Here is a 14233-nt window from a genome sequence, read left to right as displayed (position 1 = left end):
TATGAATGCTGAAATGCCGCTTCCTCCCGTACAAAAGGCGCTGCAAATCAACCTCCATCCTTTCGATGCTCCGCATGCGGCCCTTACCCTGCCGCATCAACTGAGGGTCTGGGGAGGGCAGGTGGACCGTATTCTTCTGACGGTCGATACGGGGCAGGTGGGGGCCGGCCGATACAAGGGTAATGGTTTCGATTCAGCGCGCCAGCGTCTTTTCGATATGCTGGATGAAATGCAGATCAACTATCCGCATCTCTATGTGGATATCGTCGATTACAGCGATGCGGCGCGCAGCGCGGTGACGCAGACCTTCTTTTCACGCTCGCCGATTCCCTATCCCGCCAAGGCTTTCGACGGCGGGCCGTTCCATGTCTATTTTTACGGGCTGAAACGCGCCAATGCCCGATATGTGCTGCATATGGACAGCGACATGATGTTCGGCGGCGGCAGCCCGAGCTGGTTCAGCGAGGCGGTTGCGCTGCAGAAGGCCAATCCGGATGCGCTGTGCATCACGCCCTTTTCCGGGCCGCCGACGGTGCGCGGCGATCTCGATATTTCCCGCCATGTCGGCATGCCCGGGGTGAAGAATATCCCTGCGCCGCGCAAGCTGCCGTCGCGCATCCCCACCTGGCGTTTCGCCACCGTTTCCACGCGGCTTTTCATGATCGACATGGAGCGTTTCGCCAAGCGGATCGGCTCGCTGGAACTGCTGCGGCCGGATGTCAAGCGGCGGATCCGCTCCCTTGCCTATAACCAGCAGCCGGTCTCCATGCCCGCCGAGGAAGTGCTGAGCACCAACATGATGCGCAGCGGCGTCCACCGGCTCGATTTTCTCGGCACGGGCAAGGGCATGTATTCGCTGCATCCGCCCTATCGTTCGCCGGAATTCTACGCGGCGCTCGCCTCGATCGTCGAGCGCATCGAAAAGGGCGATATTCCCGAAGGTCAGCTCGGCGATTTCGATATCAACGGATCGATGGTGGACTGGGGAAGCGCGCTCGCGGCCAAGACGCGCTCCAAACGCTACGCAAAAGCATTGCGCCATCTCATAACGGCCAATGTCGGGCGTTTTACCAAGGCTTGAGGACGTCGCGCCTGTTCCGGTGCGGTGTCGGGCAGTGACCTTAATAGTCGGTGATGAGCTTGCTCCAGCTTTCCGAGCACAACCCGCCAATATAGATATCCCCGGCCAGCGCCTTTTCCCTCAGAGCGTCATCGCGGGTGGCCATGCAGAAATAGCCGTCATGGCGAAAGCTCATATGGTTCTGGCGATAAAGCGCGTTTATGAGAAAGGGCTGTGACATGCCGGTGATGTGGGCATAATTCTCGTCATCGAAATGGCAGAACAGGGTGTTGAGAACTTCATTTTCGCGACCGGCGTCGCAGACGAGATTGAGCACATAGGCCGTCCGTCCCCGCTGGCCGAAAAACAGCGCGGCGCCCATGACATGGCCTTCGGCATTCTCGATCACCAGGCTTTTCAGTTCGCCGAGGCTTTCATTGGCCCGGCTCATCTCCACCAGCCAATGGAACTCCTCGTGGGACCATTCCGGGCGAATGGAAAACCGTTCGATCTTTGCGAGCGCTTCGCGGCGGAAGGTTTCGCAATCCACGGTTCTCACCCTGGCGCCGGCGACCTCATGCGGCCTTAAACCCTTCTTCCAGCGTCGGAGGATTCCATCCACGAAGCCAAGCGCCGTCAGGGCAAGCGTGGTTTTGGCCAGCTTCGAACGGCGGGGCATGCGCAGAGCGATCGTGCAGAAGGGCTTCAGCGCCTTGTGCCATTGCAGGCTTTCGATCGGCAGCATATTGCCGCCGATCGCCACCCAGTGATCGGCGCTGACGGGGGAGGCCGTATCCGAGAACAACAGGTCGTGTTTTGATGCCCGCATGCCGCGCGAGAGGCGCGCTGCTCCGAGCGCACCAAGTTTGCCGTCCGATGCGAAGGCGCACAGCAGCCTCGCGGTAATGGTTTTTCCATGCACGACAAAACGCATGGGTATGGCGAGGACGACGCTCGTGACCCTTTCGCCAGTGTCGTAGACGACGCTGCCGTTTTCCGGGCTGAAGACGGGACTGCCGAAGAACAGGCTTTCGATATAGGAGCGGAAGTTGAAGTTGCGCTCCTGCCCGGTTTTCTTGAAGGCGCTGTTGAGCACGGCCTCGACGGCGGGAAGGTCATCCCTGCGCATGGGGCGAATACCGGTTGCGCTCAGCTGAGCCGGGCATTGTGTCGACTGATCGCTGTTGCCATTGCCACTATGGGTGTGCATCTGAACGTCCACCGCCGGCCTCCAGCTTTTTGCGCATTTACGAAATCAACCATAGGCAGCGTATATTTGAACTTCTTAATATAGATATAAAACCCGTGAAACGAGCCGACCGCGAAGCGCTGTGAGAAAATAAAATGCCATTGTCTCAGTCTGTTACGGGATATTTTCCGCCGTTCGGTAGGTTAACAAATTATATTTGAACGAGCAACCAACAGGTGAAATATGGTACAGATTTGATCGACGTTTCCGTGGTTTTGAAGTGGATTTTTCGGGAATGAAGTTTCCAGTCTTCGCTGCCGATCTTGATTGCTTGCAGCGGCGAATAATCGCTGTGCAATTTCCCGTACGTCACGAATAACTGAAAAATGGGATTGTGCGGGAGGTCGATATTCCCGGCTATTCGAAGCAGGCGTTTCAATGCCGGCGGCTTCCTGCAATGTGTCGCGCCCTGAACCGGGACGGTCCTCCGGCGCTCCTTGCGCGACAGGATTCGCCGTTAGTCCGCCCCAGATGAATTTTGAAATGATTTTTCGTGGCAAATATGTAAAAGAGCCGATTGTTGCGCGCGTTTGCATCAATTTTCGCTAAACATGCGCGGCTCAAGTCTTTGTTATTGTGCATGTCTCAGCGCGAAGCCCCGGCTCTTGGCGTGGTCGGCACAAAAAAACGGATCGGCAAGGTCAATAGATGACAGATAAAGGCGCCTGTGCGCTCGAGGCGGATGACATCCACAAGAGCTTCGGCACGCATGAAGTATTGAAGGGCGTTTCGCTGAAGGCCCGCAAGGGCGATGTCATATCGATCATCGGCTCGTCCGGTTCCGGCAAGAGCACCTTCCTGCGCTGCATCAACTTTCTCGAAACGCCGGATCGCGGCCGGGTCATCGTCAATGGCGAAGAGATCGCCACGAAGGCCGGCAGGGACGGCAAGGCCGTGCCGAAAAGCTGGCGGCAGGTGGAAAAGCTGCGCACCGGGCTTGGCATGGTGTTCCAGAATTTCAATCTCTGGGCCCATCGCACCGTTCTCGAAAACGTCATAGAGGCGCCCGTTCATGTTCTGGGCGTCAGGCGGCATGAAGCGGTCGAAAAGGCCGAAGCCCTGCTGAACAAGGTCGGTCTCTATGACAAGAAAAACGCCTATCCGGCCTTTCTGTCCGGCGGGCAGCAGCAGCGCGCCGCCATTGCGCGCGCGCTCTGCATGGAACCGGCAGTGATGCTGTTCGACGAACCCACCTCGGCGCTTGACCCGGAACTGGTGGGCGAAGTGCTGAAGGTCATCCGCGATCTGGCCGAGGAAGGCCGCACCATGCTGCTCGTCACCCACGAAATGCGCTTTGCGCGTGATGTTTCCTCGGAAGTCGTGTTTCTGCATCAGGGCCGGGTGGAGGAAGCGGGGCCGCCGGCGCAGGTGTTCGGCAATCCGTTGAGCGTCCGTTGCAGGGAATTTACCGGCGCGTTGGCGTAATGGCCGTTTCGCTTCGCCGTTTGTTTTAACAGGAGAGACTTAAAATGAAATTCTTCGCCACGCTGCTTGCCGGAACGGCATTTGCGGTTTCCGCCTTCACCGCCAGCGCCGATGTCCGCTTCGGCATCATGAACGAATCCTACCCGCCCTTCTTTGCCAAGGATGCCAGCGGCAAGTGGCAGGGCTGGGAAATCGATCTCATGGACGCCGTCTGCGCGGAAATGAAGGAAAAGTGCTCGATCGTCGAGCTTTCCTGGGATGGCCTCATCCCGGCGCTGCAGACGAAGAAGTTCGATGTCATCTGGTCGTCCATGTCCAACACGCAGGAGCGCGAGAAGGTCATCGATTTCACCAACAAATATTACAACACGCCAAGCAAGCTGATCGGCGCCAAGGGTGAAAAGCCGGGTGCGGCACCGGAAGATGTCAAGGGCAAGACCATCGGCATTCAGGTCGCGACCATCCAGTCCGAATATTACAAGAAATATTTCGCCGCTGTTGCTGACGAAAAGACCTACCAGACGCTGGACGAGGCGTTTCAAGATCTGGCCGCCGGCCGTATCGATTATGTCTTCGGCGACTCGCTCGTTCTCGATGCCTTCGTCAAGAGCGATGCCGGCAAGGATTGCTGCGCCGACATGGGCAATGTGGCGGACGACAAGGAAATCATGGGTCTTGGCGTTTCCGGCGGCCTGCGCAAGGACGACACCGAACTCAAGAACAAGCTGAATGCTGCTCTCGCTGCCGTGCGCGCCAGCGGGAAGTATGACGAGATCACCAAGAAATACTTCAGCTTCGATATCTACGGTAACTAATTTCTCCTGACCGGTCACATCAATGGCAAGCCTTGAAACCACGCTGCAACTGCTGTCACCCTATCCTCCGGGATGGGGCGGCACCCTTTTGAAGGGTGCGGCGTCGACGCTTGCCATTTCCGCCGGTGCCTATCTGATTGGTATCGTTATCGGGCTTGCCGGCGCGCTCGGCAAGCTTTCCGGCAACAGGCCGCTTGGCCTGTTGCTCAATCTCTACACGACGGCGATCCGCGCGGTTCCCGAACTGATCCTCATCGTCGGGCTTTATTATGCCGGCACCGACGGGCTGAACCGGCTGCTGTTGCTCGCCGGCATGCCGCCTCTGGAGGTTAATGGTTTCGTTGCCGCCGTCGCGGTTCTGGGGTTCGTGCAGGGCGCCTATATGACCGAGGTGCTGCGCGGCGCGATCCTTGCCGTGCCGAACGGCCAGATCGAGGCGGCGCGGGCCTTCGGCATGTCGCCGTTCCTGCGTTTCCGCCGTGTGGTCCTACCAGCCCTGCTGCCGAATGCACTGCCGGGCCTTGCCAATCTCTGGCTTGCGGTGACCAAGGACAGCGCGCTGGTGGCCGTGGTCGGTTATCAGGAACTGGCGCTGGCGACGCGCCTGGCGGGGGCCAGCACCAAGCAATATTTCCTGTTCTTTCTTGCGGCGGCGTTTCTGTATCTTGCCATCACGCTCGTCTCCAACCTCGTCTTTTCACTGCTGGAACGCCGGGTGCGGCGCGGCCAACCGGCATTGGCCTGAGGGGAACGGCATGGATTTTTCATGGGTCGCCAAATATTGGCCGCTGCTTCTCTCCGGTGCCTGGCAGACGCTGGCGCTGCTCGTCATCTCCGTCAGCATCGGTTTCGTGCTGGCTATCGGGCTTGCCTTCGCGCAGGTCAGCGGCGGACGGGTGACGAAAATTCTGGCGCGCGCCTATTGCACCTTCTTCCGCGGCACGCCGCTTTTGATCCAGCTCTGGCTGCTTTATTATGGCGTCGGTTCGTTTCTGCCGATGATCCCCGGCCTGCGCCAAAGTTTCATGTGGCCGGTGCTGCGCGAGGGCTTTTTCTTCGCCGCCGTCAGCTTCACGCTGAATTACGCGGCCTATGAGGCCGAGGTGCTGCGCGGCGCGCTGCTGGCCGTGCCGAAGGGCGAACTGGAGGCGGGCCGGGCTTTCGGCATGGGCCGCTTCACCCTCATTCGCCGCATCTGGTTACCGCGCGCGATCCGCATCGCGCTGCCGACCATAGCCGGGGAGGTGGTGATGCAGCTGAAAGCGACGCCGCTTGCTTTTACGGTCACTGTGATGGACCTCTACGCCGTCGCCTACAAGGTGCGGCAGGATACGCTACTTGTCTATGAGCCGCTGATCGTCGTTACCGTCTTTTATCTCATTCTCACCGCCATCATTGCCCGCTGTTTCGGCCTTGTCGAACGGCAGGTGCCGGTCCGGCGGTAAAACCGTTCAAGGAGTATGAACATGGGCACTATCCGTATCCTCGACGGCGGCATGAGCCGCGAATTGCAGCGGCTCGGCGCCGAGCTGAAACAGCCGGAATGGTCGGCACTGGCGCTGATCAATGCGCCTGACATCGTGCGGCAGGTGCATGCGGAATTCATCGAGGCCGGTGCCGATGTCGTCACCACCAATTCCTATGCGCTGGTGCCGTTCCACATCGGCGAGGAGCGCTTTCAGAAGGATGGCGCGTCGCTGATCGCCCTTTCCGGCCAGCTGGCGCGTGAGGCGGCGGATGCTTCCGGCCGCAAGGTGCTGGTGGCCGGCTCGCTGCCGCCGATCTTCGGCTCCTACGAACCACAGAATTTCGACGCCACCCGGGTGCAGGACTATCTCAAGGTACTGGTCGACAATCTCGCGCCTTCTGTCGATGTCTGGCTCGGCGAAACGCTGAGCCTGATCGCCGAGGGCGAAGCGGTGCGTGAGGCCGTTGCCGCAACGGATAAGCCGTTCTGGATTTCCTTCACGCTGAACGACGACGCGACTGCGGTCGCCGGTGGCGAACCCGCGCTACGGTCAGGTGAACCGGTAAAGGCTGCCGCCGAATGGGCGGCGCAATCGGGTGCCGCCGCCCTGCTGTTCAACTGCAGCAAGCCGGAAATCATGAAAGCCGCCGTCGAAACCGCATCTGCCGTGTTCGCAGACAAGGGCGTATCGCTGGAAATCGGCGTTTATGCCAATGCCTTCGAAGGTGAACAGGGCGATTCCGCCGCCAATGAAGGCCTGCACGGCACCCGCACCGACCTGACTGACGATGTTTATTCGCGTTTCGCCTGCTCCTGGGCGGATGCCGGCGCAACCATGATCGGCGGCTGCTGCGGTATCGGTGCTGCCCATATCCACACGGTAGCGACGGCATTGCGGCGCGCGGCTGCCTGACGCGGCCGGCATGTTGACGCCACTATTGGAAATGAATGCGGCAGGCTGAAAGGCCTGCCGCTTTTTTGTCCGCGGCTATTGACCTCAACTATGGTTGAGGAATTATCAAAGCATGGAACACTATCGAAGGACGTTCCATGACCGAGAATTCCCCGGCGCTGAAGCTGACGCTGCTGTTCGTCGCCACGCTCACCATCATGGCCGGAACCACGGTCGCGCCCTCGTTGCCCGCCATAGAACAGAGCTTCCTGTCGACACCTGATGTTGAGATCATGAGCCGCATGGTGCTGACATTGCCGTCAGTGTTCGTGGCGCTATGCGCGCCCGTCGCCGGCGTGCTGGCGGACCGTTTTGGCCGCAAGCGGCTGCTGCTCGGCGCGATCCTGCTTTACAGCCTGTCCGGCATATCCGGCCTTTTTGCCGACAGTCTGGCTGGCCTGCTCGTCGGCCGCGCCTTTCTGGGTCTGGCGATCGGTGGCATCATGACTATCGGCACGGCGCTGGTGGGCGATTATTTCGAGGGGCCGGCGCGGGAGCGTTATCTTGGCCTTCAACAGGCCTTCACCCAGCTGGGTGGCGTCGTTTTCGTGGTGGCGGGTGGATGGCTCGCGGATATCCACTGGCGCGCGCCTTTTGCTGTTTATGCCGTGGCGTTGCTCATCCTGCCGGCGGCCCTGTTTTTCCTGAGGGAACCGGCAAGAAACAGCAGCCGCGCCACGCAGAATGGCGAGCAGGGCCTTGCGGTCAACTGGTTGCCGGTGGCCGTGCTGGCCATGGCGGTTTTTCTCGTCAATGCCCTGTTTTACACCATTCCCTCGCAATTGCCGTTCTTCCTGCGCGAGTTCGGGGTGCTTTCCGGAAGCGTTGCAGGCTATGCCATCGGCATCTTCAATCTGGCAGGCGCGCTGATGGCGCTCAGCTTCGGGCGGTTGCGTGCCAGGATTGGCGTGACCGTCATTCTGGCGGCTGGACTGGTGCTGATGGCTACGGGCTTTGCGCTGCTTGCCACGGCAGGCGGTCTGTCCTCCATGCTGTCGGCGCTGGCCGTGGTGGGGGCTGGCCTTGGCGCCGTGATGCCGTCCATCATGTCCACGACGATCATGCTTGCGCCGCAACGGTTGCGCGGGCGTATCGCCGGCATCGTCACGGCATCGATGTTTCTCGGGCATTTCATATCGCCGCTCGTAAGCCAGCCCTGGATCGCCAGGTTCGGTTTTGCCACGACCTATCGTGATATCGCCTTGGTCTTCGCCGTCATGGCCGGACTTGCCGCCATCACCACGATCTTCCAGCGCCGCACCGGCATACGGAAAGCGCAGCCTATAACCCGGGGCGGGTGAGGCACAGAGTGGGGTGGAGGCTGCCGCTGATACCGCCACAAACCGTTCGGGCTGGTGTTGAAGCACTCCGCCGAGCTTCTGCAGTTCTTCATGTCGCAGGCCAGGTGACATAAAGGAATTGTAAAGTTTTAAAGTATAATTGTTTTATAGTTAAACAAATAAAAGAGTATTATAAAGTACTGTTTTTCATTCTTCTTTCAGTCGTTGTTCGGCTTTTCCGCCTGTTGCGGGAAAAGCCGGACCACCGGAACAGGGGCCTGTTGAAATTTCAGGAGCAGGTATCACCTGTTGCAGGCAGATGCATGATGCAGGTTGCGACCAGAGCCGATGATGCCGCTGATGAGGCCTCGATGATGAAGGCTTTCGACGTGCAATGTCATTTTTGCCGAACACCTCCGGCACGGGAAAGGAGCGGCGTCCATTTCAGGAGCTTCCCGTGTCCTTTTTTAAAAATGCCAGCATCCGTACCAAAATCCTGTCGCTCATTTTGCCGCTCTGCATCGTCGGTCTTGGCGCCGCCGCATTCATGGCCACACGCTATAAGGAATCCGATGCACTCTATTCCGAATTCATCGGCAGCGACAATGCTGCGTTGGTCGAGCTTGCGCGGGCAAACCGCAATCTCATCGGCCTTGCTTATGGCGCGTATCAGGTCATGGCCTATGACGCGAATGCTGCGGAAATCAACGTCGCCAGGCAGGCCTACATCGCCAGCAAACGCGAGCTTCTCGAGCGGCTCGGCAACGTCAAGGCCGTGTTTCCCGAGGAGCGCGCTGCCGTCGACGTCTTGATTGCGCAATCCCAGTCCATCGCGGAAATCACCGATAAGGCCGTCGAGCTTGGAATGGCGAACAAGAACGCGGAATCTGCCGTGCAACTCGTCAAGGCGGACGCCTCCATTCAGATCATGTCGGCCACCATAACGACATTGCTGGACAAGCTTGCCAAAGGGGTGGCTAGTGGCAGCGATGATCTGAGTGACCAAACCAATTCGACGATCCTCACCTCGCTCGTCGTGGTGGGTGTTGTCTTTGCAGTTGGCATCATCCTGACACTGTTTGTGGCGTCACGTGGCATCACCACACCGATTGCCCGGTTGCGCGAGCGCATGGTGTCGCTTGCCGGTGGCGAGACGGCGGCTGAGATCGACGGCGTGGAGCGGAAGGACGAAGTTGGCCAGATGGCGGTCGCGGTTCAGGTGTTCCGCGAGAATGCGATCGAGCGCATCCGTCTCGAGCAGGAAACCGAAGTCAATCGGTCAATGTCGGAGAAAGACCGCATCGAGCGCGAGCAGCAGAAGGCAAGGGAAGCCGCGGACGTCAAGTTTGCCGTCGACAATCTGGCGGCCGGTCTTTCGAAGCTTTCGGACGGCGATGTTTCCTATCGCATCGACCAGCCGTTCACGGCAACGCTCGACGGCGTGCGCAACGACTTCAACATGTCGGCCGAAAAGCTGCAATCGGCCTTGACCCGGGTTGCCCAGAATGCCGGTGGTATCGGGGCGGGTGCAAACGAGATCAAGTCGGCTGCCGATGACCTGGCCAAGCGCACCGAACAGCAGGCTGCTGCCGTGGAAGAAACTGCCGCAGCTCTGGAGCAAATCACCACGACGGTGCGGGACTCCACCAAACGTGCACAGGAGGCGGGCCAGATCGTCAGCCGCGCCAAGGCGGGTGCCGAACAATCCGGCGAAGTGGTGCGCCGCGCCGTGATCGCGATGGAGCAGATTTCCAAATCCGCCAACGAGATCAGCAACATCATCGGCGTGATCGATGAGATCGCCTTCCAGACCAATCTTCTGGCGTTGAATGCCGGTGTCGAGGCAGCAAGGGCGGGCGAGGCGGGCAAGGGTTTTGCCGTCGTCGCACAGGAAGTGCGCGAGCTTGCGCAACGGTCCGCCAGTGCGGCCAAGGAGATCAAGGCATTGATCACCACCTCGAACGATCAGGTGCAGCAAGGCGTGCAGCTGGTGGGCGACACCGGCAAGGCGCTGGCGACGATCGTCTCGGAAGTGCAGGAAATCAACCGGCACGTCGTTTCCATCGTGGAATCCGCGCAGGAACAGTCTTCCGGCCTGCAGCAGATCAATACTGCTGTGAACCAGATGGATCAGGACACGCAGAAGAATGCGGCCATGGTGGAAGAGACCAATGCCGCAAGCCATAGCCTCGCCAAGGAAGTGGCATCGCTCAACCAGCTGCTTTCGCAGTTCAGACTGGCTGAGGGTGCCTATCAACAGAAGAGCCAGCCGGCTCCGGTGCGCAGCGCCGCCGGCAGCGACAGATCGGTGGCATCTCCCGTGCGGGCGCTTGGCCGCAAGCTTGCTTCGGCATTCTCGGGCAATGCGGCGCTGGATACATCGAAGGGTGACTGGCAGGAGTTCTGATCGCCTCTTGTCGTTCGGGCGGTTATCCGCCCGATGACGGCAGACCGGTGGTTTCGTCCGCCGGCAGGCTTGGAGACATACCGCGCAGGTTTTATTCCTGCGCGGTATTTATGGGCACCATCGATTCGGGATCGTTGGTCTCCGGTACGCTTCAAAATGGATGAGGATCATGTTCGAGAGATTGTCCAGCGGCTTGCGTTTCCTCTCACGCGGTACAGCCATCATCGCCGCGACCCAGATAGTGGGCGCAAACTCTAACCCGGCGCTGGCTTTCGACGCGGAATCCCGTGCCTTATGGGGTGCCTCGGCGATGGCGGAGGCGGATTATCACCGCAACAACCCCTGTGCGCAGTGGACGGTTGACGAACAGGCGGTCAAGAAAGTCATCGCCTGGAGCGGTCGAACGCTCGCGCAACTGCGTGCATCCGATGATTATCGGGAACAGCGGGAAGCCATAAAGGGTGTGGTTCAGCAATATGGTATCGACATGGCCTGTGATGCGGGTGGTGCCAATTTCGCTGTCGGCGACCATGATTATGGCGTTCTGCGCCATGTCGGCTGGTGAGCCGACGTCATGAGGCCCCCGACAAATCCTTAAGTCAACGCATCGATACGGCCTGGTCCTGCCGGCGCGGCCTGCCGCCATAGCCACGTCTGAAAAGCCTGATCAGCGGTTTCTCGAACAGGAAATGCGCAGAGATCGACACGGCCACTGCAACGATGATGATGACGGTTCCTGCGAGAAATCCGGGCGCCAGTATCTTGTGGACGATCGAGATCACCAGGCCGTGCAGAAGATAAAGGGCGTAGGACGAATCCCCGACAATCTCGACGGGTTTCAGCAAGCGTCTGGGCCATAATCCGCCGTTCTCGAGCCATACGCATCCGGCCACGAGGAAAAAGGCAGGCACGCCCCAGGTCATCAGGCGCAACATTCCGGATTGCTCGCTTATCAGAGCCGCCGCAACGAAACCGGTCATTGATATGACAAGCGCGGCGATACCCGCCTGCACGCCCTGGAACATGAAACGCGACAGCAGCAGTCCGCCCAGAAACTCCAGCAAGAGCGGCGAGGTCCAGGTTTGCATGAAGGGGGATTGCGAAGGAAAAACCTGCCCCGCCAAGGCCATGACGGACAGGATGCCGACCGTTACCGCCAGCGGCGCGCGCAGGGCAAGTCCAAGCGCGAAGACAATATAGAAGAACATTTCCATATTGAGGGTCCAGCCCACGACCAGGAGCGGAACCACTTCGCCGCTGTCGCCAGCATATGGAATGAAAAGCAGCGATTTCCATAGATGTTCGAGGGTGAAGGTAAAGGTGGAAAAAACGCCCGCCATCGCCCCGACGCACATCAACAGGGTCACGGCCCAGTACAGGGGCACAATGCGGACCAGCCTGTGGTATAAAAATGCTCCCGGCCCCGCTGTCGTCGCGAACGATCCCATGATGAGGCCGGAGATGACAAAAAAGACATCCACGCCAGCGGCGCCAATCGTGAACGGTTCGCCAATTATATGAAACAGCAGCACCGAAAACGCCGCGAGCGCCCTCAGAAACTGGATGGAATAAACCTTTTGCATCGACACCCCTGAGAATCTCAACCGTTCACGTTCCTTGCCTCAAAAACGAGGCAGCGGTTCGCACCCCATCGAAAAGTCACCGCATTATCCTCATCCGATGCTTGCAAGAATTGATGGTGTATATGTTCAAAAAATACTTAAAATCTGAAGAACCCGGCGACCGGAATTATTCTTTCTTGACGCGGCGGTTGTGCGCGCAATCGGGTAACCATCCTGATCAAGGGCGCTGTGTACCACGGCGAGCTCATCTTTGGCAGCGTTGGGGCACTCGGCCCGGTCTGCCCGTCCGGATGTCTCGCACCATATGCCCATCCGTCGCCGTGTCTGAAAATCTGCTATTCCTCCGTGTATTATGAATAACTAAAAAATAGGGTTTTGGCGGGATATTCATGTTACCGGATGAAGCATCGGATATGATGTGGGCCGCATGGAAAAAGGCAGAGAAGACCCCATTATGGATGCAGCGCACGAAGAACAGGCGCGTGGATATTGGCGGAATACACTGTTTTATGTGACGTTCCTCTATTTCACGGTCGGCTTCTCGCCCTATGTTTCGCTTTCCTCGACCTATGAGGGATCCGCCATGGCGGCCGGGTCCAACCTGCTTAATCAGCTCATCGCGATCATCCTGCTTTTCAGCTTCGTGGCATTCATGGCGAAGGAGCGTTCGTTTTCCCTGATTTTCACGCCGCGCCTGTTGATGGCAGCGATTTTCGGCTGGTTTGTCTTCACCTCGATCGTGGGGGAGGCGCCGATGTTTTCGATCAGGCGGCTTGTGATGTGCGCCATCATCTGCGTGCTTGCCGGTGGCTTTCTGCAATTGCCGCGCACGGAACGGCAATTCACCACGCTGCTTGCCGGCTGCGTGATGATTATCCTGTTCCTGTGTTATTTCGGTGTCATCGTGCTGCCATCGCGGTCTATCCACCAGGCGAGCGACGCACTGGAGCCGCTTCTGGCGGGTAACTGGCGCGGGGTTTTTCAGCACAAGAACGAGGCCGCCTCGGTCATGGCGGTGCTGATCATCTTGGCGATCTATCTCTGCCGTCGCTGGTCGTTTATCGGCGGCTTGCTGGTGCTGCTGTTATCGCTGATCTTTCTGGTCAAGTCAGGTGGCAAGACGGTGCTTGGCCTGATGCCGATCGTCGTTTCCGCGGGCTGGTTCATCGTGCGCTGGCCCAGCTGGCGATATACCGTCGTGGCCTCGCTTCTATTGGTCTTCACCGTCGTGACCGTGGGCACCACGGTCGATCCGGTGTTTGCGCAGATGCTGACGCGGATGGGTGTCGACGCCAGTTTTACGGGCAGAACCGATATCTGGACCGTCGCCATCGATTATATCCGCCAAAGTCCTATCCTCGGATACGGATATCAGGCCTTCTGGCGCAGCGACACCCTGATGTCGAGCTTCACCGAGAACAATAGCTGGGCGACGACCGCGCCGGCTTCCCACAGTGGCTATTTCGACCTGTTGCTTGCGGGCGGCATACCCGGACTTGTTCTGGTGCTGATGTGGATATGTCTATTGCCGCTCCATTATCTCGGCAAAATGGACAGCGCCACACGGAACAGCCCGCTGACGCGCCTCTATGTCGGTGTCTGGCTTTATGTGCTGCTCTACGGCTTTCTGGAAACCCTGTTCCTGCTCAGCTCCGGTTTCGTCTGGTTTTTCCTGCTGGTGGCAGTGATGGGCCTGCATCTGCAGGCGAATGCCAGCCTTGTGGAAGATGAGGCCGAACCGGAGCCTGCCCGAACCGGCAAAGATGCGGGAAGGGTGAAGATACCGCATCCGGGATTGCCGGTTGTTCGAAAAAGAAAGCTTCTGGCTGCGCAGCCGACGCCAAGCGTAGAGTCCGATTGAAGATATGTTGAGCGAAATCCGGCAGTTGTGATTTCATCTTGTTTGTCTGGGACGAGCGAAGGTCGATAGAGCCTGACATATTTCACCCGTCGGCAAGATGCCGGGGTGGAAGCGGTAATCAGAAATTGATGGC

At 58.9% G+C, this 14233-nt stretch carries 13 protein-coding genes; 10 read left to right on the top strand and 3 right to left on the bottom strand.

The annotated features are described in order from the left end of the window. Position 1: 1 nt before the first annotated feature. Positions 2-1081 carry a polysaccharide biosynthesis glycosyltransferase UppG gene (gene uppG, locus GSF67_RS11050; protein WP_035214937.1) on the top strand — a complete coding sequence of 360 codons (1080 nt, stop codon included), beginning with the start codon at positions 2-4 and terminating at the stop codon, positions 1079-1081. Between the two features lie 40 nt (positions 1082-1121). Here uppG and GSF67_RS11045 read toward each other — a convergent pair whose 3' ends face one another. Next, positions 1122-2189: a hypothetical protein gene (locus tag GSF67_RS11045; RefSeq protein WP_035214942.1), complete on the bottom strand. Its 1068-nt coding sequence runs from the start codon at positions 2187-2189 to the stop codon at positions 1122-1124. A gap of 263 nt (positions 2190-2452) precedes the next feature. Next, the gene (locus GSF67_RS11040; protein ID WP_167304520.1) at positions 2453-2845 is read right to left on the bottom strand and encodes a hypothetical protein; all 393 of its coding nucleotides are present in this window, start codon (positions 2843-2845) and stop codon (positions 2453-2455) included. 112 nt (positions 2846-2957) lie between these two features. On the opposite strand from GSF67_RS11040, the gene GSF67_RS11035 reads away from it, so the two are divergent. The 8 genes from GSF67_RS11035 to GSF67_RS11000 all read left to right on the top strand — a co-directional run bounded on the left by GSF67_RS11035 (position 2958) and on the right by GSF67_RS11000 (position 11221). Continuing rightward, positions 2958-3734, top strand: a complete 777-nt coding sequence (locus tag GSF67_RS11035; RefSeq protein WP_006311753.1) for an ABC transporter ATP-binding protein — start codon at positions 2958-2960, stop codon at positions 3732-3734. A 44-nt stretch (positions 3735-3778) separates the two neighbouring features. Further along, positions 3779-4549: a transporter substrate-binding domain-containing protein gene (locus GSF67_RS11030; RefSeq protein WP_006311752.1), complete on the top strand. Its 771-nt coding sequence runs from the start codon at positions 3779-3781 to the stop codon at positions 4547-4549. A gap of 22 nt (positions 4550-4571) precedes the next feature. After that, positions 4572-5294, top strand: a complete 723-nt coding sequence (locus GSF67_RS11025; RefSeq protein ID WP_006311751.1) for an ABC transporter permease — start codon at positions 4572-4574, stop codon at positions 5292-5294. Between the two features lie 10 nt (positions 5295-5304). Continuing rightward, the gene (locus tag GSF67_RS11020) at positions 5305-5994 is read left to right on the top strand and encodes an ABC transporter permease (protein WP_006311750.1); all 690 of its coding nucleotides are present in this window, start codon (positions 5305-5307) and stop codon (positions 5992-5994) included. A 21-nt stretch (positions 5995-6015) separates the two neighbouring features. Then, entirely contained in the window at positions 6016-6930 is a 915-nt protein-coding gene (locus GSF67_RS11015) for a homocysteine S-methyltransferase family protein (protein ID WP_006311749.1), read from the top strand. A 137-nt stretch (positions 6931-7067) separates the two neighbouring features. Further along, a complete protein-coding gene (locus GSF67_RS11010; protein ID WP_006311748.1) occupies positions 7068-8270 on the top strand; it encodes an MFS transporter in 1203 nt (400 codons plus the stop codon). Between the two features lie 436 nt (positions 8271-8706). Further along, the gene (locus GSF67_RS11005) at positions 8707-10656 is read left to right on the top strand and encodes a methyl-accepting chemotaxis protein (RefSeq protein ID WP_035214940.1); all 1950 of its coding nucleotides are present in this window, start codon (positions 8707-8709) and stop codon (positions 10654-10656) included. A 169-nt stretch (positions 10657-10825) separates the two neighbouring features. After that, positions 10826-11221, top strand: a complete 396-nt coding sequence (locus tag GSF67_RS11000) for a hypothetical protein (RefSeq protein ID WP_006311745.1) — start codon at positions 10826-10828, stop codon at positions 11219-11221. Between the two features lie 34 nt (positions 11222-11255). Here the strand turns inward: GSF67_RS11000 and uppZ are convergent, their stop codons facing one another. Then, the gene (gene uppZ, locus GSF67_RS10995) at positions 11256-12239 is read right to left on the bottom strand and encodes a polysaccharide biosynthesis acyltransferase UppZ (RefSeq protein WP_010972254.1); all 984 of its coding nucleotides are present in this window, start codon (positions 12237-12239) and stop codon (positions 11256-11258) included. Positions 12240-12693: 454 nt separating this feature from the next. Here uppZ and uppW point away from each other — a divergent pair, with 454 nt between their 5' ends. Beyond that, positions 12694-14100 (top strand): Wzy-type polysaccharide biosynthesis protein UppW, encoded by a 1407-nt coding sequence (gene uppW / locus GSF67_RS10990; protein ID WP_035214933.1) that lies wholly within the window; start codon positions 12694-12696, stop codon positions 14098-14100. Positions 14101-14233 lie beyond the last annotated feature (133 nt).

It is taken from the genome of Agrobacterium sp. CGMCC 11546, assembly GCF_013365515.1.
GTDB lineage: Bacteria > Pseudomonadota > Alphaproteobacteria > Rhizobiales > Rhizobiaceae > Agrobacterium > Agrobacterium fabrum.
This window is presented reverse-complemented; position numbering and strand designations above follow the sequence as displayed.